This window comes from Capnocytophaga catalasegens (assembly GCF_026005215.1).
Lineage (GTDB): Bacteria > Bacteroidota > Bacteroidia > Flavobacteriales > Flavobacteriaceae > Capnocytophaga > Capnocytophaga catalasegens.
In genome coordinates, this window is sequence record NZ_BPMA01000031.1 from 1 (window position 1) to 24,488 (window position 24,488).

19 protein-coding genes are annotated in these 24,488 nt (G+C 32.7%); 12 read left to right on the plus strand and 7 right to left on the minus strand.

What is annotated here, in order from left to right; translation table 11 throughout:
- Positions 1-129: 129 nt before the first annotated feature.
- From OO775_RS09200 to OO775_RS09215, 4 genes are all read right to left on the minus strand, one after another.
- Positions 130-1,812: a glutamine--tRNA ligase/YqeY domain fusion protein gene (locus tag OO775_RS09200; protein ID WP_264846788.1), complete on the minus strand. Its 1,683-nt coding sequence runs from the start codon at positions 1,810-1,812 to the stop codon at positions 130-132.
- Between the two features lie 83 nt (positions 1,813-1,895).
- Entirely contained in the window at positions 1,896-2,489 is a 594-nt protein-coding gene (locus OO775_RS09205; RefSeq protein WP_264846789.1) for a hypothetical protein, read from the minus strand.
- A 2-nt stretch (positions 2,490-2,491) separates the two neighbouring features.
- A complete protein-coding gene (locus OO775_RS09210) occupies positions 2,492-2,677 on the minus strand; it encodes a hypothetical protein (protein ID WP_264846790.1) in 186 nt (61 codons plus the stop codon).
- A gap of 1,592 nt (positions 2,678-4,269) precedes the next feature.
- Entirely contained in the window at positions 4,270-5,250 is a 981-nt protein-coding gene (locus OO775_RS09215) for a leucine-rich repeat domain-containing protein (RefSeq protein ID WP_264846791.1), read from the minus strand.
- 877 nt (positions 5,251-6,127) lie between these two features.
- On the opposite strand from OO775_RS09215, the gene pheS reads away from it, so the two are divergent.
- The gene (pheS, locus tag OO775_RS09220; RefSeq protein WP_264846792.1) at positions 6,128-7,147 is read left to right on the plus strand and encodes a phenylalanine--tRNA ligase subunit alpha; all 1,020 of its coding nucleotides are present in this window, start codon (positions 6,128-6,130) and stop codon (positions 7,145-7,147) included.
- 53 nt (positions 7,148-7,200) lie between these two features.
- Here the strand turns inward: pheS and dinB are convergent, their stop codons facing one another.
- A complete protein-coding gene (gene dinB / locus OO775_RS09225; protein WP_264846793.1) occupies positions 7,201-8,283 on the minus strand; it encodes a DNA polymerase IV in 1,083 nt (360 codons plus the stop codon).
- Between the two features lie 63 nt (positions 8,284-8,346).
- On the opposite strand from dinB, the gene OO775_RS09230 reads away from it, so the two are divergent.
- From OO775_RS09230 to cysS, 9 genes are read left to right on the plus strand one after another with little or no spacing between them, the layout of a single operon-like run.
- Positions 8,347-9,840, plus strand: a complete 1,494-nt coding sequence (locus OO775_RS09230) for a YfcC family protein (protein WP_264846794.1) — start codon at positions 8,347-8,349, stop codon at positions 9,838-9,840.
- A gap of 56 nt (positions 9,841-9,896) precedes the next feature.
- Positions 9,897-10,814, plus strand: coding sequence for a pseudouridine synthase (locus OO775_RS09235; RefSeq protein ID WP_264846795.1), 918 nt, complete (start codon positions 9,897-9,899; stop codon positions 10,812-10,814).
- A gap of 18 nt (positions 10,815-10,832) precedes the next feature.
- Positions 10,833-11,204 (plus strand): hypothetical protein, encoded by a 372-nt coding sequence (locus tag OO775_RS09240; RefSeq protein ID WP_264846796.1) that lies wholly within the window; start codon positions 10,833-10,835, stop codon positions 11,202-11,204.
- A gap of 18 nt (positions 11,205-11,222) precedes the next feature.
- Positions 11,223-11,888 (plus strand): GTP cyclohydrolase I FolE, encoded by a 666-nt coding sequence (gene folE / locus OO775_RS09245; RefSeq protein ID WP_373874563.1) that lies wholly within the window; start codon positions 11,223-11,225, stop codon positions 11,886-11,888.
- Between the two features lie 55 nt (positions 11,889-11,943).
- The gene (fic, locus tag OO775_RS09250; RefSeq protein WP_264846797.1) at positions 11,944-12,492 is read left to right on the plus strand and encodes a protein adenylyltransferase Fic; all 549 of its coding nucleotides are present in this window, start codon (positions 11,944-11,946) and stop codon (positions 12,490-12,492) included.
- A gap of 29 nt (positions 12,493-12,521) precedes the next feature.
- Positions 12,522-14,102, plus strand: coding sequence for a DNA methyltransferase (locus tag OO775_RS09255; RefSeq protein ID WP_264846798.1), 1,581 nt, complete (start codon positions 12,522-12,524; stop codon positions 14,100-14,102).
- 3 nt (positions 14,103-14,105) lie between these two features.
- Positions 14,106-14,324: a hypothetical protein gene (locus OO775_RS09260; RefSeq protein WP_264846799.1), complete on the plus strand. Its 219-nt coding sequence runs from the start codon at positions 14,106-14,108 to the stop codon at positions 14,322-14,324.
- Entirely contained in the window at positions 14,296-15,078 is a 783-nt protein-coding gene (locus OO775_RS09265; protein WP_264846800.1) for a TdeIII family type II restriction endonuclease, read from the plus strand. Before OO775_RS09260 ends, OO775_RS09265 begins: the two co-directional genes overlap by 29 nt.
- Positions 15,079-15,081: 3 nt before the next feature.
- Positions 15,082-16,548, plus strand: coding sequence for a cysteine--tRNA ligase (gene cysS / locus OO775_RS09270; protein WP_264846801.1), 1,467 nt, complete (start codon positions 15,082-15,084; stop codon positions 16,546-16,548).
- A gap of 129 nt (positions 16,549-16,677) precedes the next feature.
- Here the strand turns inward: cysS and OO775_RS09275 are convergent, their stop codons facing one another.
- A complete protein-coding gene (locus OO775_RS09275) occupies positions 16,678-18,531 on the minus strand; it encodes a hypothetical protein (RefSeq protein WP_264846802.1) in 1,854 nt (617 codons plus the stop codon).
- Between the two features lie 212 nt (positions 18,532-18,743).
- On the opposite strand from OO775_RS09275, the gene hflX reads away from it, so the two are divergent.
- Entirely contained in the window at positions 18,744-19,949 is a 1,206-nt protein-coding gene (gene hflX / locus OO775_RS09280) for a GTPase HflX (RefSeq protein ID WP_264846803.1), read from the plus strand.
- 28 nt (positions 19,950-19,977) lie between these two features.
- Here the strand turns inward: hflX and OO775_RS09285 are convergent, their stop codons facing one another.
- Entirely contained in the window at positions 19,978-20,721 is a 744-nt protein-coding gene (locus OO775_RS09285) for a DUF6261 family protein (protein WP_264846804.1), read from the minus strand.
- A 698-nt stretch (positions 20,722-21,419) separates the two neighbouring features.
- On the opposite strand from OO775_RS09285, the gene OO775_RS09290 reads away from it, so the two are divergent.
- A complete protein-coding gene (locus OO775_RS09290) occupies positions 21,420-24,488 on the plus strand; it encodes a SusC/RagA family TonB-linked outer membrane protein (protein ID WP_264846805.1) in 3,069 nt (1,022 codons plus the stop codon).

The window sequence follows — 24,488 nt, forward strand, 5'->3', positions numbered from 1 at the left end:
AATATAATAAACAATATTTAATTAACAAGGCTAAATTTTTTAAGTTTAAATCAAAAAGAAAATCATTAGATACTTCAACTTTACTTTTTTAGGTAGTTATTCGGAAATTCCGAACAACTGATTTTTCATCTACTCCTTCACTTCAATCTTCGCCCACGTATCTTTCAGCCCTACGGTTTTGTTGAATACCAATTTGTCGGCAGTAGTGTCGGGGTCTACGCTGAAATATCCCAATCGTTGGAACTGGAATTTGTCGCCCACGTTGGCTTCTTTCAGACTTGGCTCCACATAAGCCGTTACCACTTTTAACGAATCCGGATTTGCGTATTCCAAAAAATCTTTCTCTTGGCGGTCTGGCTCTGCCACAGTGAAAAGTCGGTCGTAAATACGAGCCTCAGCCTCCACCGCGTGTGGTACAGAAACCCAATGTAGCGTTCCTTTTACCTTGCGTTGGCTTGCCTCAGTGCCACTTCCGCTGCGACTTTCAGGGTCGTACGTACAATGAATTTCAGTAATATTTCCTTCGTTATCTTTTACAACTTGCTCTGCTTTAATGATATACGCATTTTTCAAACGAACTTCTCCACCCAATTTCAAACGGAAAAACTTGTTATTTGCTTCCTCTTTAAAATCTTCTCTTTCGATGAAAATTTCTCTTGAAAAAGGCACTTTTCGGTAAGTAAGTACTTCTTCCTCAGGATTATTTTCGGCATCTAACCATTCTTCTTTTCCTTCGGGATAATTCGTGATGATAACCTTCACGGGGTCAAGCACAGCCATTACACGATTGGCGGTTTTGTTCAAATCTTCGCGAATGCAAAACTCTAATAATGAGACATCTATAAGATTTTCACGTTTTGCAATTCCGATAGTATCTGCAAATTTACGAATCGAATTGGGCGTATAACCTCTGCGACGAAGCCCCGAAATGGTAGGCATACGCGGGTCGTCCCAACCTGCCACGTGCTTTTCGTTTACCAATTGCAACAATTTGCGTTTGCTCACCACCGTATGACTCAGATTACGACGAGCGAACTCGCGTTGTTTCGGACGTACTTTATTTTCATCGATAATTTGGTTTAAAAACCAATCGTACAACTCGCGATGTGGCAAAAATTCGAGCGTACAAAGCGAGTGCGAAATTTGCTCCAAATAGTCGCTTTCGCCGTGAGCCCAGTCGTACATCGGGTATATACACCACTGATTTCCAGTACGATGGTGAACCGAGTGCATAATGCGGTAAATAATCGGGTCACGCATCAGCATATTCGACGAAGCCATATCGATTTTGGCACGAAGTACGTATTTTCCGTTCGGAAATTCGCCATTTTTCATTCGCTCAAAAAGGGCTAGATTTTCCTCTACTGATGTATTTCGGTACGGACTTTCTGTTCCTGCCTGTGTGGGCGTTCCTTTTTGCGAGGCGATTTGCTCGGAAGTTTGCCCATCTACATACGCCTTTCCTTTTTTGATAAGAAGCACCGCCCAATCATACAATTCCTGAAAATAATCGGAAGCATAGCATTCTCTATCCCACTGATAACCAAGCCATTCCACGTCTCTACGGATAGCATCAACGTATTCTTGTTCTTCTTTACTTGGATTGGTATCGTCAAAACGCAGGTTTACAGGAGCTTTGTAACGCAATCCCAAACCGAAATTCAGACAAATAGAACTTGCGTGTCCGATGTGCAAATATCCGTTGGGTTCTGGCGGAAAACGAAAACGTAATCCATTGTGAGGGAATCCATTAGATAAATCTTCCTCAATAATATTCTCAATAAAATTGTTTGATTTTACTTCTTCTGACATTGTTTGTAAATTTTAAAATGCAAAAATAATTATTTTTTGACAACTAAAGGTTAATTTCGGTCAAGGAATCTTATTTTTCGGGGTTATTTTTCTGAATAACTTAGCGAAGCAATTTGCTCACGAGCCACTCTTTCTATTTTTGAAACATTTTCTGCTGAAACAATTTCGATTTTGCTTGGAACAAAAACTTCGTGTTTATCTTGCCTTTCATACTTGCCTATTTTTAAGGTAAATCGAATGTGTTTTTTGTCTATATCCACCTTTATTTCATCGGTAAAAAGTTCCCACACATAGATTCTCACATCTCCTTTTTTGTAATGAATAAGCCTTGTGGGAGTGCCTACAAAATAGCCTCCTTCGCTGAAAATCATAAAGATAGCTGACACAGAAACCCACATACCCGCAAGCGAAAATAAACTTCCTATAACCAACACGGGCAATCTACTCTCCGAAATAAGTTCCATAATATTAGTTGTTTGGTCATATTCTCCTCGAAGAAAGGCAAACAAACCCATTTCGAAATTTAAAACAAAAATGCCCATTACAATGAAAATCAATCCCATAAGAAATGAAAATATCGTATTGCTCCAAGTGGCATTTCGTTGGGAAAAGCTGACAAATTCTATATTTTCGCCATTAATTATGTAATTGAGTTGATGAGGTATCGTTCCTTTCATTGTTAAAATGCAAATTTGTTAACGTCTTTATTTTCGGTGATTCGCTGACGAGAAATTCGTTCTATTTCTAAAATGTTATCTGCTGAAAACAAATTAATTACATCACAAATCATATACATATTAGCTCTTTTTTCTACCTTTCGAATGCTGTGCAAATAAAAGGTAATATGACGTCTGGAAGGATTCATATCGACATTTCCCGTAAAATCTTGCCACGGATGGATTTTTGGGGTGCCTTTTTTATAATGAATAAATCACTTGTCACTTGAATATCTACAAAATGCTTTCTGTTTAAGGAAAAAACTACTCTCCAAATAAGCAACCCTATTCTGATAAGTGCAAAAAAATCAATGCTTTGCGATGTACGTCTGTTTCTAAAACCTTCTCTTTTTGCCTATTTTTGAAATACTTTCCGTCATTATTACTAACTGTTCCACAATTTTGTTTAGTGGTTATCTTTTTCTATTTCAGAGAATTCTATTGTAAAATAACCTTAATTAATCTCAATCATATTCTTTAGAGTGTGGCATTTATTGCGATTTCCTATAGTTTTTGCAACTTGTGAACTATTATCTAACTAAAAATGAGAGATTTGAGCTTTGCATAATGATTCCGATTTGTAAAGAGGTTCGACTTTTATCGTTTTTTAACTCTCATATGTCCAGATGCTTTTGTGTCAGTAATGTGTTGTGCCATAGCACTTTTTTATGGATGATGCCAATCTTATCATATTGAGTCTTGAAATGATTGAGGCAATCTTGTTGTGTGTTGTAAAACTAAAAATATTTGTAACTTCTAACTTTTAAGCAAATATATAAATTTATTTTTGATTAATGATATACAATAGAATTCGTCTCAACTTTTTGTTCTTCCTAAATTTTCTCAAACCTAAAACTATAAAAGGAAAATAAGTAAAACCAAAATTACTTACAGCTGTATCAAAACGATTTAGAATCAAACTAAAACTATCCAACCAAACATTGCTTTTTTAGCATACTACTCTTTGTACAATTTTTCATCAAAATAGGATTCTTTTTCTTGTTTTGATGTTTTTTATTTCGCTTGTTTTCACAAATATTAGCTTATGCCTTTTGACATTGTTTTTTCTTCTAATCAATAAGATTTTAGCTTTTTCTAAAACAGAGGTAATTACTTCAAAATAAGCATCAATATTAAAATCATAATGATTCTGTGAAATGAAATAGGATATTTTAGTATTATTACATCTTGTCAGTCAGACAGATACAGACATAAACTATCAGTTGTTCTTGTTTTTTCTATGCTTACTATTCAGCCTGGTATCCTCCTTTCTTTACAGAATTTTGATTTCTATCAAAATAACAACTCAAAAAGTTTAATTTAGATTTACTTTAAAATTTCTATTCAAGAAATGCTCCAAACACCTTCCTTGCACCTTTTTCAGCAATGTCCAAATACAGTTTTATAGCTTAAGGCATTGTCCGAAAACGATTTGTTTACAAATAAAAACTCCCATTTAATGTTTATTTTTTACAGTTAATTATCTCACTAATAGGAATTTTTGACTTAAAATCTTTTTTTCTTTTATTACGTAAGTGAGGTAGTATCTCTTAAGTATTACAAATAAAGATTTATTTTTTTATGTTTTGTATCACGAAAATCTAAATTCTTCGTTTAATTTTCAAAAAATCAAAATCATTTCATCAATAAAAGTTAGTAGTCTCTCTTTATAGGGAATTGATAATTGATTAAGGAATAAAATACACCGCTAAAAAGCGGTGTATTAATAATAATTAATTTCTCATTTTCCTTTAATTTTTAGTTGAAATTGCTGCCAATACTTGTCATTAGTGTTACTACCAATATAAGTATGTATCGCAGATTGTGGAACATAAATAGTTTCTAATTTGGGTGTATTTAGGAAAGCATTTTCACCCAAGGTAGGAGGAGTTGTTGCCTCTATAGTTATGGTTCTAAGTTCTGTATTTCCTTCAAAAACTTCTTTACCAATTTCCATAATAGTTTCAGGTAATGTTATTTCTTTCAAGTCGGTACAATGACTAAAGGCATTCTCTCTAATAGTCTTTACTCCTTTTGGAACAGTAACAGAGACTAATTTAGTTCCTAAAAAAGTATTCCCGTTAATGGAGGTCAGTCCTTCATGAAGTGTAACTTTAGTTAAAGAACTCTCTGCAAAAGCATATTCTGAAATAGTAGTTACACTTCTGGGTATTTCAATAGATAATAAACCTGTTTTTGCAAAGGCAGCACGTCCAATAGTAGTTAAACTACTAGGTAAAGTAATAGATATTAAGTTTGTTTGATTATCAAAAGCATCTTCGCTAATGGCAGTTATTTTACTTAAAACAGGATCTGATTGCATATCAAGAGAAGTAATGCCTGAGTTTTTCCAACGTTTAAGTGTTGTACCTTCAACTTCATAATCTGTTGGTTTTGTTACATAAGGAGTTACAGTAAGTTTAAGTATTTGCATTGTATTACTCTGTTTATCAGTAACACTAATATCAGAATTTCCTACTTTTAACGCTTTTATTACCAAATTTTTTTTGTCAACCGAAATACTTACGTGTGCAATAGTTTCATCGGTCTGTTTAAGAGTATAATCACCGTTACCCGAAGTGATTTTTATGGTAGAACTTTGTCCATTTTCCAAGCTTAATTGAGTCTTTTCAAGAGCTAATGTTGTAGTGCTATCTTTACTACAACTAGTAATGATAATTGTTACAAGTGATAACAATAGATGTAAAAAATATTTTTTCATACTGTTGAAATTTTTATTAGTTTTATTTTGAGTTAACTTTATATTCAAAGAAAAAAAGTAAGGTTATTAAATCGGGGCAAAGGTATATATTTTTTCTCAAAAAAAAAAATTAAAAAAGAGAATTTTAAATTAAGTATTAAACTTGTCTATACTTTTCTGAGTAATAAAACTTCCAAACACACTAATATTCAAGGAACTTTGAGCAAAGATACAATTAAAAATGGATATTACTATATTTGAGATTTGGAAAGAGGAAGGGGGGTAGATTAAGATTTAATTTTTATTTTTTTACTGATAATTAAATCAGATTGCCAATATAAGGAAACTTCTGCTAGATATCACGCAAGAAAGAGAGCTTTTACCACAAATTCTATCTTTTTGGTAGATAATTTAGGTTAAATTTTAGCTTTTAATAATCCAAAATCGAGTATTATCATGATTAGAACAAGATAGAATAGAGATAATTTTGGAAGAAATTTTTCTTCTTTTAGAAGAAGCGGATATTGATCGCAAAAGGTTTATTTCTAAATACCAATAAAGGACTTGATAGTCAATAGTTTATATATTTTTAAAATGGAAAAGAATAATAGAAAAATATTCCTAAAAATTTAAATAAATGCAGAAATTTTTTGTGTTTTTGATGAAAAATTGTATAAAATTGGTTTAAAATAGAATTGAGTTTTGCTAAGATTGATAGATTTAATGAATTTATTTTCAGGTGTAAAACCCTAAATATAACTTGGAATACAATACTGTATTTAGGGATTATAATGAGATTTATTAGAAAAGTTTAGATAGGTTTTAAAAAATATATTATGGGGTAGTAAGTTTTGAAAAAAACTTCTATCTTTGCACCTCGAAAATTTGTATCACTTATATGATTGATAAAATAAAAGAACATATCGCTAAGGTTGAAGCTTTTACATCAGCAAAAAAAGAAGAAATTGAGCAATTCCGAATAGAATATTTAGGAAAAAAAGGTGTGTTGAATGATTTTTTTGCACATTTTAAATCGGTTCCTGTACAAGAGAAAAAGATGTTTGGACAGGCAATAAATGAACTCAAAGCCAAAGCAGAAGAGAAAATACAGCAATTACGTGATTTGCTTGAAAACAATACCGAAAAACAAGGAGTTTATGGTGACCTTACACGTCCAGCAACTCCTGTTTTGATAGGCTCTCGCCATCCGATATCTATTGTAAAAAATCAGATTACAGAAATTTTTGCAAATATAGGATTTAACGTTTCTGAAGGCCCTGAAATGGAAGATGATTGGCATAACTTCACAGCACTAAACTTGCCTGAATATCACCCTGCACGAGATATGCAAGATACGTTTTTTATTCAAACAAATCCAGATATTCTTTTGAGAACTCATACGAGTTCCGTGCAAGTACGATATATGGAAACTCATACACCACCCATTCGGACGATTTCCCCCGGGCGCGTGTTTCGCAATGAAGCTATTTCGGCACGTTCGCATTGTTTATTCCATCAGATAGAGGGGCTTTATGTAGATAAAGATGTTTCGTTTGCTGATTTAAAACAAACACTTCTGTATTTTACCAAAGAAATGTTTGGCAAGTCAAAAATTCGTATGCGTCCCTCATATTTTCCTTTTACTGAACCTTCGGCAGAGGTTGATATTTATTGGGGTTTGAATAACGAAATTGACTATCGAATAACCAAAGGTACAGGTTGGCTCGAAATAATGGGATGCGGAATGGTAGACCCTAATGTGTTGAAAAATTGCAATATAGATTCTGAAAAATATACAGGTTTTGCTTTCGGAATGGGAGTAGAGCGTATCGCAATGCTTCTGTACCAAATAGGAGATATACGAATGTTTTATGAGAATGATGTTCGATTTTTGGAACAATTCAGATATGAATTATAATGTTTTTTAGTTTGATATTTTATAACCGATGTTTTTAAGGGCATCGGTTTTTTTCAAAAATCAAATTTTAGTTGAATATATTTTGGTTTTTTGTCAGCAGTAGGTACATTGTTAAGGTTTGAGATTGAAATACCGAGCAAGCGTACAGAGTCTTGTGGTTTTTTCTGAAACAAAAGCTCTTTTACAATATCCAAAATCATTTTGGGGTCTAAAACGAAATATGAGACAGATTTACTGCGAGTTTGTGTGGTAAAATCACTATATTTTAGTTTGAGAGTAATGGTTTTTCCCGAAACATTTTTACGATTTAGCCGATGATACAACTCTTGGCTTATAATTTCTAAGTGTTCCAGTATACGTATTTCACTTGTCAGATTTTCTTCAAAAGTATGTTCTACACCAACCGATTTGGCTATATGAACAGCATTAACAGGGCTTTGATGAATACCTCGTGCCAATTGATAGAAATACAATCCGCGGTTGCCGAAATGCTCTTTTAGATAATCTAAATCTTTGGATAACAAATCTTTACCTGTGAATATCCCTTTTTGATACATTTTCTGAGCAGTTACTTTACCAATACCATAAAATTTACGAACATCTAATTTTTCTAAAAAAGGAATTACTTCGTCTTGAACAATGGTTTTCTGTCCGTTGGGTTTGTTATAATCACTAGCTATTTTGGCTACAAATTTATTAATCGAAATCCCCGCTGAGGCTGTAAGTCCAGTACATTGATATATTTTCTGTCGAATTTCTTGTGCAATAATTGTTGCAGATGGATTATTTTTTTTGTTGATAGTAACATCAAGGTAGGCTTCATCAAGGGAAAGAGGCTCGACAAGGTCTGTATATTCGTAGAAAATCTCACGAATTTGCATAGAAATTTCTCGATACCTATCGAATCGAGGTTTGACAAAGATAATCGTAGGACATAAACGCAAAGCAATTGCTCCACTCATAGCACTTCGTACGCCATATTTTCGAGCTTCATAGCTTGCAGCGGCTACCACACCTCGTTTTTCGCCTCCACCCACGGCAATAGGTTTACCTCGTAATTCTGGGTTATCGAGTTGCTCTACAGATGCAAAAAAAGCGTCCATATCAATATGAATTATTTTTCGTTGAGGTATCATTGGAGCAAAAATACTATTTTTGTGTAAAAAAAATACTATCTTTGCGCCATAAAATTTCTTTGAATGAAACGTGTTTTAAAATTTCCGACCCCTTACACTGTCCTTATGATAGTGATTGTTTTTGCAGCTTTATTGACCTATTTACTTCCTTCGGGAGCGTATGATACGTTGACTTATGATAGTACGCAAGATGTTTTTGTGCTAAAATCAAAAGAAACTACGCAAACTTTACCTGCCACACAACAAGTATTGGACGAAAAATCCATAGCTATCGACATTAGCAAATTCAAAGAAGGAAAAATCAAAAAACCGGTATCCATCCCAAATACCTATAAGGAAAGCGAATCACAGCCTCAGGGAATTAAAGAAATCTTGTTCGCTCCCATAAAAGGAATTTATGAAACGATTGATATTATCTTGTTTGTACTTATTTTAGGCGGATTTATCGGAGTTTTTAACAATTCAGGAACCCTTAACGAAGGCGTGGGCTATTTATCATATAGGCTCAAAGGGCGTGAGGGAATTTTGATTATCATCGTGTGTACGCTCATCGCTTTGGGAGGTACGTCTTTTGGTCTTGCCGAAGAAACTTTGGCTTTTTATCCGATTCTGATTCCGGTATTTTTAGCGGCGGGGTATGATTTGATGGTACCTTTGGCGGTGATTTATTTGGGTTCATCAGTAGGTTCAATGGCGGCTACTATAAATCCGTTTTCGGTGATTATAGCTTCAGATGCGGCAGGAGTGGACTGGACTACGGGAGCTACAACTCGCGTAATTATGCTGGTAACTTCGTTAGTAATCACAATCGTTTATATTATCCGATATGCCGAAAAAGTAAAGAAAAATCCGCAATTATCTATCGCTTACGGAACGCCTCTACCTGAATCATTATCCATAGAAAAAGCGGCTCCTGTCGAAAAACTAAAACTTTCAAGCAAGTTGCTACTGACCGTTTTCGCTCTGTCATTTCTGATTATGATTGTGGGTGTAGCCCGTTGGGGGTGGTGGTTCGAGGAGATGACCGCATTATTCTTAGTAGCTTCGGTGTGTATTGCTTTGTTCCAACGTATGGGAGAAGAACAATTTATTACTGATTTTATAGCAGGAGCGAAGGATTTGCTGGGCGTCGCTTTCATCATCGGGATAGCTCGTGGAGTTACGTTTATTCTCAATGACGGACAAATTTCAGATACGATTTTGCATTATTCGACCAATTTGGTAGGGGGGATGTCACCTGTGCTTTTTCTGCCTGTACTGATGTGCGTTTTCGGGATACTAACACTTTTCATTTCTTCTTCGTCAGGAATGGCAGTAGTTACAATGCCGATAATGGGTTCGCTGGCTACCGTAGTGGGTATTGAAGGGCAAAATGTAGTCAATGCATATCTTTTCGGGATGGGACTGATGAGTTTCATTACCCCGATAGGGCTTATTCTGCCGTCGTTGGCAATGGTAAATATTAGTTATAATCAGTGGTTAAAGTTTGTTATGCCATTGCTTATTATTTTAACTTTGTTATCAGTTGGTATGCTTTGGGTAGGTTATTATTTTTAAACAAATAATACCTTTCTTTTTCTTTAAAATATAGTATCTTTGTAAAAAATTTATGTATGAACTCAAATAAATCATTTCGTAAAACGAATAATAAACGAAATAATAATGAAAAGAATTCTTTTGAACGGAAATCTTCTACCAAAAATAAACCTTTTTCAAAAACAAATAATAGAGAAAAAACATTTCAAAAGAACAATAATTTTTCTATAAATACATATAAAAAATCATTCCAAAATAAACAAGAATTCCGCGAAGAAGAGCAGAAAGATATTCGTTTGAATAAGTTTATTGCTAACGCGGGAATTTGTTCTCGACGTGATGCTGATAAATATATTGTTGCAGGTAATGTTCAAGTGAATGGACAGGTAATGAATGAGTTGGGATATCGTGTAAAATCGACAGATATAGTTAAGTTTGATGGTAAAGTAATTTCTTCTGAAAGAAAAGAATATATTTTGTTGAACAAACCAAAAGGATTTATTACAACAACCGAAGATGAAAAAGGGCGCAAAACGGTAATGGACTTGGTTGCAGGTGCTACTTCGGTACGAATAAAACCTGTAGGAAGGCTTGATAGACTTACCACGGGGCTTCTTTTATTTACCAATGATGGCGATTTAGCAAAAAAACTAACCCATCCCTCACACGGAATTCGCAAAATATATCACGTGGTGTTGAATAAAAAACTCTCAGGCGAAGATATCTATAAAATACAAGAAGGACTTACTCTTGAAGATGGATTCGTTCAGGTTGATGAAATTAGTTATGTTGAAAATTCGCCTAAAAATGAAATCGGAGTGAAAATACATAGCGGAAAAAACCGTATCGTTCGACGTATTTTTGAGCATTTGGGATATGAAGTCGAAAAACTTGACCGAGTATCTTTTGCAGGGCTTACTAAGAAAGATCTTCCACGAGGACATTGGAGACACCTTACAGCACAAGAGGTTATAAATCTGAAAAATATTAAATAAATTGAAATAAACGAAAAAATGAAAAAAATTCTTATTCTTTTGGTTTTTGTATTATTGTGTTCAGCAGGAGGTTTTTTCTGGTGGAAATATTTTTATGTTTTTGGTGAAGGTGTCAAGTCGGGTTATTTGAACTATGCTGTTTATAAAGGAGATATATTCAAAACATACGAAGGGAAACTTATTCAAGAAGGTTTTGGAAGAGGCAAAGTAGGAGGTGTTTTGCAGAGTTATGAATTTGAATTTTCGATAGAAAATGAAGAGGTTTTCAATCAGTTGAAATCCAAAGCTGGAAAATACTTGGATTTGCATTATAAAGAATATCACGGAACACTTCCCTGGCGAGGAAATACCGTTTATATCGTTGATAGAATAGAAAATGTAAGAGATTAAAAATTTAAAAGAAAAATTATGTGTAAAGAACACGAAGATATTATAGGAGAAAATCATATTGGAACTTCTGCAAAAACTCCTTTACGTAGTGATGCTTTTGATATTTCAGAAGAAGAAAAAATTGCTCGTATAGAGAAATCGATGGCAGAAATTATGCAAACACTTGGGCTAGACCTTACGGATGACAGCTTGAAGGGAACTCCGCGCCGTGTGGCAAAGGCCTATGTAAAAGAATTGTTTGGTGGGCTAAATCCAAAGCGTAAGCCCAGCTCCTCAACTTTTGAAAATAATTATAATTATGGAGAAATGCTCGTAGAAAAGAATATCGTAGTGTATTCAACGTGCGAACATCATTTCTTACCGATTGTAGGAAGAGCCCACGTAGGATATATTTCTAATGGAAAAGTGATAGGTCTTTCCAAAATGAATAGAATTGTAGAATATTATGCCAAACGCCCACAAGTACAAGAAAGATTGACACTTCAAATAGTACAAGAAATGCAAAGGGTTCTTGGAACACAAGATGTTGCTTGCGTGATTGATGCCAAGCATCTTTGCGTGAATTCTAGAGGAATAAAAGATATTGAAAGCAGTACAGTTACAGCAGAATATGGAGGAAAATTTAAAGAAGAAAGCATTAAAAAAGAATTTTTAAAATATATCCAGATGGAAACAAAATATTAAGTTTTTGTTTTTGTGGGAATTATGGAAGGAAAGATATATTTGTAAAAGAATTAAAATGAAAAACATCGATCAGCAGAGTATTGAAAAAGCCTATCAGTTGTTTGAAAGTGGAGCTATTGACCAAATGGAAATCGGAACAACCAAAGGTTTGCAACAAATTCACGCATATTTGTTCGGCGGATTGTATGATTTTGCTGGGAAAATTCGAACACTAAACATTTCAAAAGGTGGTTTTCGATTTGCTAATAGTTTGTATATCAATGAAATATTAGTAAAAATAGAACAAATGCCTGAAACTACGTTTGAAAAAATCATTGCCAAATATGTGGAAATGAACATTGCACACCCTTTTATGGAAGGCAACGGCAGAACTATGCGAATTTGGCTCGATATGATGCTGAAAAAGAACCTAAAAAAGGTGGTCAATTGGCAATTTGTCGATAAAACACTTTACCTCCAAGCAATGGAACGCAGTCCTATCAATGATTTGGAAATTCGTTTTCTTTTGAAAGAAAATCTTACCGAAAATGTAAACGATAGAGAGATTATTTTCAAAGGAATAGAACAATCTTATTATTACGAAGGGTATAGAAAGGAGAAGTGATTTATAAAATAATCGAATATTTTTGTAAAATGCCAGAACAATTATTTACAATAAAAGATGCGAGTCTTTGGGCTACGGAATATACGGGTAAGCGTGTAACGACTTCCAATATTTCGTATCTGATTCAATATGGGAGGGTGAAAAAAATCGAGACTAACGGCATTACTCAAATTTATCAGAAAGAATTAGAAAACTATTATAATTCACAGACACACAACAAAGAATCAGAGTGGAAAGAAAAATTGGGATATGATTTGAATTGGCATTTATCGTTTGACCAATATAAAGAATCAGAAACCACCAAACACGTTCATCGTTTGCATCCGTATAAAGGAAAATTCATTCCGCAATTGGTTGAATATTTTTTAGACAGCCATACCGACGAATTTAAAAAAGAGGTATTTTTTCAAAAAGGAGATATTGTACTTGACCCATTTTCAGGAAGTGGGACTACTATGGTACAAGCCTCTGAATTAGGTATTCACGCTATCGGAATTGATATTTCTATGTTCAATACATTGATAGGAAATAGCAAAGTAGGTAAATACGATTTGTTTGATATTCAGGAGCAAACGAGAAAAATAACTCATAAATTAAAATTATTCTTAGCAGAAAGACATATCCTTGATTTTGATGTGGAATTGTTAGAGGCTCTCAATGAATTTAATAAATTGTATTTTCCAGTTCCGGATTATAAATACAGACTTCGTCAAAAAGAAATCGACGGAAAAATTTATGGAGCTGAAAAAGAACAATTATTTTTAGAAAAATATTACGCTTTGATTGAGAAATATAATATCCGGTTAAAGCAAGAAAAAACAGAAAGTTTTTTGGATAAATGGTACATTAAAAATGTCCGAGAGGAGATTGATTTTGTGTTTGATTTGATAAAACAAATTGAAAATCCGAGAACTAAAAATATTGTTACTATTATTCTAAGTCGAACTATTCGCAGTTGTAGAGCAACTACACACGCAGATTTAGCAACACTTATAGAACCTGTGATGACCACTTATTATTGTGCAAAACACGGGAAAATATGTAAACCATTGTTTTCTATCCTTAAATGGTGGGAAACATATTCCAAAGATACCATCAAACGACTTCAAGAGTTTGCAACTTTACGAACAAACACTTTTCAAATTTGTTTGCAAGGCGATAGCAGAAATGTTGATATTGAGGAGGATTTAGCAAAAAAATATCCTCAATTTGCCGAATTGGTGAAGCAACAAAAAATAAAAAGTATTTTTTCATCGCCTCCTTATGTTGGGCTTATTGACTATCACGAACAACACGCCTATGCCTATGATTTATTTGGTTTTGAACGCAATGATGACAAAGAAATCGGTCCGCTGTTCAAAGGACAAGGGCAAGAAGCTAAAAAATCGTATGTAGAAGGCATTTCTATGGTTTTAAACAATTGCAAAAAGTATTTAGTAGAGGATTATGATGTATTTTTGGTGGCGAATGATAAATATAATTTGTATCCACAAATCGCCGAAAAAGCAGGAATGCAAATTGTCAATCAGTACAAACGTCCGGTACTAAACCGTACCGAAAAAGATAAAAATGCGTATGCAGAGATAATATTTCATTTAAAAAAAGCATAAAAAATGGATGATATTAATTATGAAAAATCTATATATACTCTTACAATTGAAGATTTACAAAAGGTAGCAGATGATGTTCTCAATAGGAAATTAACATTATCGGAAATAGAAATACTTGAAGATAGAATAGGAGACTATATAGATTGGTACTCTATTATAGATTTGCTAATTTTTGATAATATAAAAGACGATAATGGCACTAACTCCACAACAAATAACTAACATAGAAAACACTTTACGCCATAGTTTGCGGAATAAGTTTCAAAACTATAATCCAGAACCTGCCGTAATGCCTTTTCATACACGCCTTTTAGGGCAGGATAGAATGGCGTTGTTCTCTTTTATTCATTCGTTGAATACCAATTTTGGCACAACAATATTTGAGCCTGTTGCTAAATCTTTGGCTGAAAGTAAGTTTAAAAATGTAAAGTTGCAAGCCACAGCAGGTACTCAAATTAGCACAGAAGCACAGCGTGTTATTCAAGATATTATAGATAATCTTACGGCAGCAACGGATAAACCTGTCAAAGATGTAGAAATCGAACGAATTAGAAAAGTTTGTCAACAAGGTGTAATGAAAAAAGTAAAACCTACCAAAGTTGATATTTGGCTTGAAAGTGAAACTGATGAACTCTTTTTGTTTGATATAAAAACTGCTAAACCAAACAAGGGAGGATTTAAAGAATTTAAACGTACACTTCTGGAATGGGTAGCTTGTGTATTAGCAGAAAATCCAGAAGCTAAAATAAATACACTAATAGCAATCCCTTACAATCCTTATGAACCCAAGCCTTATTCTCGTTGGACTATGGCAGGAATGTTAGATTTAGACAAAGAACTCAAAGTAGCTCACGAATTTTGGGATTTTCTTGGAGGCCAAGGAACATATCAAGATCTGTTAGGTTGTTTTGAACGTGTAGGAGTAGAGCTACGCCCAGAAATAGGCGAATATTTTAAGAATTTCAATAAAGTATAATATATGCAATTAAAAATATACAACTCGCTTTCGGGCGAAAAAGAATTGTTTAAACCCTTGAAAGAGGGGTATGTAGGAATGTACGTTTGTGGGCCTACGGTGTACAGCAATGTGCATTTGGGAAATGTGCGTACGTTTATGTCGTTTGATTTTATCTTTCGGACGCTCAAGTATTTGGGTTACAAAGTGCGTTACGTTCGCAATATTACCGATGCGGGACACTTGACCGATGACGGAAATGTGGATAACGACCGATTCGTAAAACAATCCCGATTGGAGAAGCTCGAACCGATGGAGATTGTGCAGAAATACACCGTTGATTTTCACAAGGTTTTGGAAATGTTTAACTTGCAACCGCCTACCATCGAACCGACAGCTACGGGACATATTTTGGAACAAATTCAGCTTACCGAAAAGCTCATCAAAGACGGATTTGCATACGAAAGCAACGGTTCGGTATATTTTGACGTGTTGGAATACAACCGTCGAGGTCTGAATTATGGCGAACTTTCTCGCAGAAATATTGAAGAACTTTTTGCCAATACCCGCGATTTGGACGGACAAGGTGAAAAACGGAATCCGCAAGATTTTGCCTTGTGGAAAAAGGCTTCTCCCGCTCATATTATGCGTTGGGCTTCACCTTGGGGCAATGGTTTCCCTGGTTGGCATTTGGAATGTACTGTAATGAGTACCAAGTATTTGGGAGAAGAATTTGATATTCACGGTGGTGGAATGGATTTAAAATTTCCGCATCACGAATGCGAAATTGCACAAGGAAAAGCAGGACACGGACATTCGCCAGTTCGCTATTGGATGCACGCCAATATGCTGACAATGAATGGACAACGAATGAGTAAATCTACTGGAAATTATATTTTGCCGATGCAACTCATCTCGGGTGAAAACAACTTTTTTGAAAAAGTCTTTTCGCCAAGTGTGGTGCGTTTTTGCTTTATGCAGGCTCATTATCGCTCGGTTTTGGACATTTCCAACGAAGCGATGCTTGCAGCCGAAAAAGGTTTTGTACGACTGATGGAAGCTGTAAAAGTTTTACCTACATTGCCAATTTCTGAAAAATCATCATTCGACTTGCAAACGTGGAAAAAAACGTGTGAAGAAGCCTTGACAGACGATTTTAATTCTCCGATTTTGATTGCACAATTGTTTGAAATTGTGAAGTTTATCAATTTAATCAAAGACGGAAAAGAAACGATTTCTGCCACCGATAAAGAAATGTTGATAGCCACGTTAAACACGTATGTTTTTGATGTATTAGGGTTGGAAGACAATCAGCAAAATGCTCAAAACAACGATAAATTGGACGGCGTTTTGCAAATGCTTATCAATATGCGATTGGAAGCCAGAGCTAACAAAGACTGGGCGTTGTCCGATAAAATTCGTGATGAACTCAAAGCCCTGGGCATTCAGCTTAAAGACGGAAAAGACGGAACAAGTTATAGTTTGGAATAAAAGAGATAAATAAAACGGGATTTTACAATTTCCCGTTTTATTTTTTAGAATATACCCAATAAGATGGCTTTATGAAAATATAAATTAGAGTATAAATACTTTTTCTTTTAAGAATAGCAAAAAAAGGAGCTAAGATTTACTATTATCAGAGAGAATATTTTGTAAAAAATCTTCGAGAGTATTATTTGTTTTGATATTTAGTTTTTGTTTTATTCGGTATTTACTCATACGTACGCTTGTAATTTCTACATTGAAAATAGTTGCAATTTCTTTGGTTGATAATTTCAGATATATGTAAGCACAATATTTTAAATCAAGAGAGGTTAATTTATCATTTGAGAGTTTTTTTAACTTGTCAAAAAAGTTAGGGTGTATATCTTGAAATTCTTTAACTGTTTGATTTATTGTTTCTTCTAAGTATTTTTCATTTCTAAAAATACGTTCAATATTAAAACTTTCGCCATCTTCTTTTATTCTATCTTTAATTTCTTTTAAGAGTTTATTTTTTCTTTCAATTTGTAGTGTATTGAATAGTATTTCCTTTTGCATTTGTTCATTTTTCAAATACAAAAGTTCTTTTTCAGCTTTCATTCGTGCTTTTTCTTCTTTTTCAAGTTGTATTTGCATTTTTACTTGTTTTTCCATTTGTAATTTTTGTATAGATAGTAAGCGTCTTTCTTTTTCTTTAAGAAGTGCTTTTGCTTTTGCTTCATCGTTTTCTTTTTTGAGTCTCAGCTCTTTTTCAGTTTGTAATTTTGTTTTATTTCTATAAAAAATAAAAATGATAAATAAAGAAAAAAGAGCTAATATGGTAATACTTATATACAAATAGTTTAAAAGTTTTCTATTTTTGGCAAGTTTAGTTATTATTTCTATCTCTTGTTTTATTTGTTTGTTTTCAAATTCTGCTTCAAGTCTAAAAATTTTTTCTAATTGTTTTTGATTATATAATAAATTTGTATATTTTTCTTTTTCTTCTTTTAATGAAAATGCTTTTTCATAATTTTTATTTGTTTTATATAAGTTTGAAAGTGCATCAGTGATAGAAATTATTGTATAATAGTCAGGATTTTTTTGTAAATTAAGATCAATTAAAGATTTGATAAGTAACTGTTCTGCATAGCTACTATTACCTTCATTTAGAGCAAGCATAGCAAGTATTCCATTTGCATTGGCTTGTATTGAGGTAGTATTTTCTTTATTTTTGGTTATATTTTTAGCAATATTGACATATTTTTTTATGCTATCATTTATATCTTTTTTAGAAATATTTTCGTTTTGATAATAATAGTTTGCAATATTGATATTTGTTATAGCGTAAGTTTTTGTACTTATTTTATCAGGATATTTTTTATAAAGTGAAGAAGATTCTTTCAAATAAATTAAAATACTATCTTTATAAGTTTGATTTTGTTCCTTTTTATATAGATATTCCATTACGATTGATTTAGCGCTATATCCATTAGAAAGCAAATTATAGTTTTTAACTTTTTTGGAATATTTTATAGTCAAATTTGCATAATTTTGAGCTTGATTTACTTGATCAAAGTTCGAATATGCTCCGTAAAGAATATAATAGATACGAGGTTTTATATTTTCTAAGTTATATTTTATAGCAATGTCCAATGCACTTTGACTATTTTCAACTGCTAAATTTCGGATATCTAAATAGTTATAATAATAAGCCTTTGTATAATATTTATATGCAATAGCTTGTGGTGTATTGAATTTTTTGGAAGAAGATTCAGCTTTATACATCATATCTTTTGCTAACGAATTATTATTTGTAGCAAAATAAAATTTAACATATTCGCTATAAATTTGTGGTAAATAATCTGAATTTATTTTTATAGCTTTTGACTCTATTTGTTGTAATAAACTTAGTGCTTGGTCAAAATTACTTTCACCACGTAGAAATTCAATTTTTTCTAATGCTATTTCAAATTGATTTGTATCTTCTTGTCCAAATATTTTAATAGTCATAAAAAAAATTACTATAAATAAAATAAATTTTGGTATATATACTTTTTTAGATTCTTTTTTCATAAGCAAAGCTATTAAGTTTTTATTTTATATTACTTATAAGATATAAGTAAGGCAAAAATATAATTTTTTATTTAAAAATAAAATATTTTATAGATAAAAAATTAGAATTTATATCAGAAATTTACTATCTTTGCATAAAAAATTAGATAATGCTAGAAAAGAAAAATTTAGATTATGAAAAAGTAGTACTTGTTGGTATTATTCATCAGCAACAAGATGAAAAAAAATCAAAAGAATACTTAGATGAATTAGAATTTTTAACATATACAGCAGGAGGTGAAGTTGTTAAACGTTTTGTTCAGAAAATAGATACACCCAATCCAAAAACTTTTATAGGTACTGGTAAAATAGAAGAGGTAAAACTATTTGTTGAAGAAAATAAAATAGGTACAATTGTATTTGATGATGAACTTACACCTGCACAGCAGAATAATATTGAAAAATTACTACAAATTAAAGTTTTAGATAGAACAACACTTATTTTAGATATTTTTGCACAGCGCGCACAAACAAGTTATGCTCGTACACAGGTAGAATTAGCTCAATATCAGTATTTATTACCTCGACTTACAGGACTTTGGACACACTTAGAGCGACAACGAGGTGGAATAGGTATGCGTGGTCCAGGTGAAACTGAAATTGAAACAGACAGACGTATTGTTAGAGATAGAATCGCTCTTCTGAAAAAAAAATTAGAATCAATTGACCGACAGATGGCAACACAACGAAGTAACAGAGGGGCATTGGTTCGAGTAGCGCTTATCGGGTATACCAACGTGGGGAAATCTACACTAATGAATGTGATAAGCAAAAGTAATGTCTTTGCAGAAAATAAACTTTTTGCTACGCTTGATACCACAGTTCGTAAAGTTGTTATTGAAAATCTACCTTTTTTACTTAGCGACACGGTAGGTTTTATAAGAAAACTACCCACGCAACTTATTGAATCATTCAAAAGTACGTTAGATGAAGTTCGTGAAGCTGATTTGCTCTTGCATGTAGTAGATATTTCACACCCCAATTTTGAAGAGCATATCAATTCTGTAAATCAGATTCTGTCAGAAATAAATAGTATAGATAAACCTACAATAATGATTTTTAATAAAATAGATGCTTACAAATATGAAATCTTAGAAGAAGATGATTTAATTACTCAAAGAAGTAGCAAACATTTTACACTTGCTGATTGGAAACAGACATGGATGAATCGAACAAATGGAGATGCTATTTTTATTTCTGCAACTAATAAAGAAAATTTGGACGAATTTAGAGAAAAAATTTATGAGAAAGTTAAAGACATACATGTTACAAGATTTCCATATAATAATTTTTTGTATCCTGAGATTGATACATAATAAAAAAGGAACAAATTTGTTCCTTTTTTTAATTACTTTCTTCTGAACTTACTTCTTTTGATTTATTAGTACGTGTTTTTATCTGATTTCTATGATAGCTTAAAAGCTCTGTTAGCTCATTGATAAGCGGTGTATAATTTTTATCTTCGTGTTCTGTTTTGCAAAATATAATAGCTGTAAATAATTTATTGGTAGCATCATCTATTTTAGCGCGAATACTTTTTACATCAATGCTTGGATTCTTAGCAATTTCAGCAGTTCTATTTCTAAACAATTCTTCAAAGTCTGTATTTGCTTTTTCTAATTTTTTTACTAAATCTAATAAATGCAAATTCTCTAACGCATCAGTTATTTTTATATTCTTTTGCTTATCAGAAAGTAATTGATTTGTTTTTTCAGTTTGAGATGTATAATTATCACGAATAATTCCTTTTCCATACTTACTTAACCATAAGTCAAGTATCTTAGCATTCGATGTATAAGGTTCTATACCTAATTTTTTATAATTATCAACAAGGTTGAAAATACATTTTGTTAATCTACCTCTTAGGTCATCAATTTGTGTAATAGTTTCAGTTATAGTACTTGTTTTCCCTTGAATTTTAATTTTTGAAAGGTCTTCTTGATATGATTCTAATCTATCATATGCCTTTTTTAGATAAAGTTCTTCAGGATTATACCTTTTTACAATATCTAAGATACGTTCTATAACTAATGGATACTCACTATTCCATAATCTTGGAAAATTAAAACTTAATGCTTTCTTTTTCATATCTGATTTATATTTTGAAAGAATTTTACACTGCAAAAATACTATTTTTTTTGAAATATAAAAATAATATCTATAATTTTTTTTGAATATCTATATAATTTTTTTGTTTTCTATAATAAATTAAGTTTTTGTATCTTTTAATTTTTTATTTTTGAAAATGTTTTAATTTCTTGTATTATTATATTTTGTAAAACAGAAGATACTTGGTTTCTTTTATAAATATATTTATTTTTATTAAAAAATAAAAAGTTTTTTATATAATTTAAAAATGAAAGTCTTAATATACTTAATTTCTAATTCAATTTAATTGTTAATATTAAAAAATACTACATTTCTGTTATTTTTTTATTTTTATTTACTCAATATATTGAGTATATTATTATATATAATTATATTTTATTAAATATACTTTGTGTGTTATATATTTTTGTTTTTATTTTGATAATATACTAAGTATATACATCTGATTTTATAATTCATTTATCAAAAATAATAAAGAAAAAAAGCGGTAAAAAAATTTGCGTTTATCAAAAATAAAAAAAATGTAAAAATCAACAACAATGCTTTATTTTAGTGTATTTTGAGCTTAAATTTCAATAAAACGTACAATAAGTCAAGCCAAATGTACAATGAGTTAAGCGCTACGCTTGAAAATTGTTGTAATTTTGTACTGAAATAACAACTTAACATTACCAAGTATGAAACCAAAATATTTATTGACACTATTATTGGTGTTTAGTATCTTTTGTGCGTGGGCGCAGCAGGTGAGTATTTCGGGGCAAGTATTTGACGATAATAAAGAACCCTTAGCGGGAGCTACTATTATTGTACAAGGAACAACCCACGGAGTTACTTCTGATTTTGATGGAAAATTTACAATCAATTTGCTTCCCTCACAAAAAATAGAAGTTAGCTTCTTAGGATACAAAAACCAGGTGCTATCAGTAGGCAACAAACGACAATTTCAAATTGTTTTGGAGCCCGAACTTCTCGAAATGGAAGAAGTTGTGATTGTCGGGTATGGGACACAACGCAAAAGCGATATTTCTACCGCAGTATCTTCGGTGAAAGTAGGAGAGCTGACACAAAGTGGCTCAACACAAACCCTACAAGCTCTGCAAGGAAAAATAAGCGGTGTGCAAATTACCTCAAACGATGGTTCAATTTCTAGCGGAGTTACCTTTAAGATACGTGGAGTTAATTCTATTACAGGAGGAACTCAACCTCTTTTTGTAATTGATGGTGTTCCGATGCCTTCACAACGTATTACTAACAGCGATACTGAAATAGTTAATAATCCGTTATTGGGACTTAATCCTAACGATATTGAATCAATGGAAGTACTGAAAGATGCAGCAGCAGCTATTTATGGGGCAAGTGGTTCTAACGGAGTAATTCTCATTACTACAAAACAAGGAAGATCGCTTTCGAAACCCAAATTTTCATTCACACATTCTAGTGGAATTGATATGATGCCCCAAATACCACTAAAAGTACTTTCTCCCGAAGAATATGCTTACAAAATGCGCCGTTATGGAACATATGGCAATCAAAATTCAATTGATTTTTGGCAAAATATCATCGACCAAAAAGGCTGGAATGACCCTTCGGTACATAATTGGTTAGATGATGTAACTCAAATAGGTACAAAACGTGAATTTAATGGAAGTATTACAGGAGGAACAGCACATACGCGATATATGCTATCGGCAGGTTATCTGAATAATAAAGGGCTTATTAAGCGTTCAGCTTTTGACCGATTTACTACGCGTCTTAATCTAAGTCAAGAAGTAAATTCAAAAATGAATTTGGGGATAAATCTGGCATATTCAGCTTCTAAAGATCAAAATCCAGTAACACATTGGTCGCAAGAGAGTGTTGTATTATCATCTTTGTATCGGTCGCCATTTGTATTTTACCCTGGGTTTTCAACCTTGATGAATACCAGCAATGCCAACCGAATGAGCCCGCTAGTATATATAGACCAATTGGATATAAATCGAAATTATAACGAACTTAATGGAAATATCTATATAGATTACAAAATACTAAAAGATTTGATATTTACCACAGGGGCATCATATCGAAGACATACTATCGGAGAAACTCAAGTTTGGGGACCCGATACGTGGATAGGTCTTTCCGAAAAAGGACGTATGGAAATTACTAATACTCAAGAAAATAGTTGGGTATATGAAGCTCGTCTACAATATAATAAAAGCATTAAAAAACATTATTTTTCACTAATGGGAGCTTTTGAAGCCTCTCAATACCAAATGGACAATACATATAGTAAAGCCACAGGTTACGAATATACACGCAATGGTATTTGGGATATTGGTCAAGGACTTGTAACTTATGCACCTATTTATACATACGATGGTAATCAAACCGCATCGCTCATTAGTCGTGGAACATATTCGTATGATAATAAATACGTATTGAATGCCTCATTACGTATGGATGGGTCTTCCAAATTTGGTAAAAATAACAAATACGCATATTTTCCTGCTGTGAGTTTGGCGTGGCGTGTTTCACAAGAAGAATTTATCAAAAATATTGATTTTATATCAAATTTGCGTTTGCGAACAAGTTTTGGTATGACAGGTAATAATCAAATTCCGTCGTATCAATCACTTTCCCAATTGGCTGTTAATAAGGCTATTATGAATGGTACATCAATTCATTTAGGACGTTATCCTGCCAATGTCGCTAATGATGATTTAAAATGGGAAAGTCAGAAACAATATAATGTTGGTTTTGATTTTTCACTACTTGACAATCGATTTTCGCTTACTACCGATTTTTATTACAAGCGTATAGATGATATGCTTTTGCAAGTGAATATTCCTTCAACGTCAGGATATGTAACTGCTTGGAAAAATGCAGGTTCAATGGAAAATAAAGGGTTAGACCTTACCTTTACAGCCAATTGGTTGCGAGGTTCTAAATTCAACTGGACAACAGATTTTAATATTTCATTCTACAAAAATAAAATACTATCGTTAGAACAAGGTCAATATCAACAATTTTATAGTCGAGGAATCAATAGCAAAGTAACCAATGATGTCTTATTACAAGTAGGACTGCCTGTGGGTATTTATTATGGATATATAAGTGATGGGACATATAATACTGATACTGAGGTTCTTAATGGATATCCAGGACCTAATTTGAAACTGGGGCAGCTTAAAGTTGTTGATATTAACAAAGATGGAATTATTGATACTAATGACCGTACCCCAATTGCTGATGTAAATCCCACACATACAGGAAGTATTGGGAATACATTCTCTTACAAAGGAATTGAGTTATATGCTTTTTTTCGTTGGTCGTATGGTAATGATGTAGTTAATGGAAATGCGTATTATTTGAACAAAACTACAAGTACAGACAATATACTAAAACGAGTATATGACAATGTTTGGTCACAAGATAATCCAACGAATAATTATCCACTTACAGGGTCAGGTACGTGGGACGAAGGCGTTTTTAGAAGCGACCTTGTAGAAGACGGATCATTCCTTCGATTACAAACTTTGTCGTTGAGTTATAATCTTCCACAAGATTATATCAATTCGTTAGGAATTAGTAATTTGAAACTATCGGTTATAGGATCTAACTTATGGCTTTGGACACGTTATTCTGGTTTTGACCCCGAAGCTAATACAGGTTATGGAACAGTTACTCGCTTGGCTCCTGGACTAGATATGAGCCCATACCCCAGACCACGCTCAATAACTTTTTCAATAGAATTAGGATTTTAA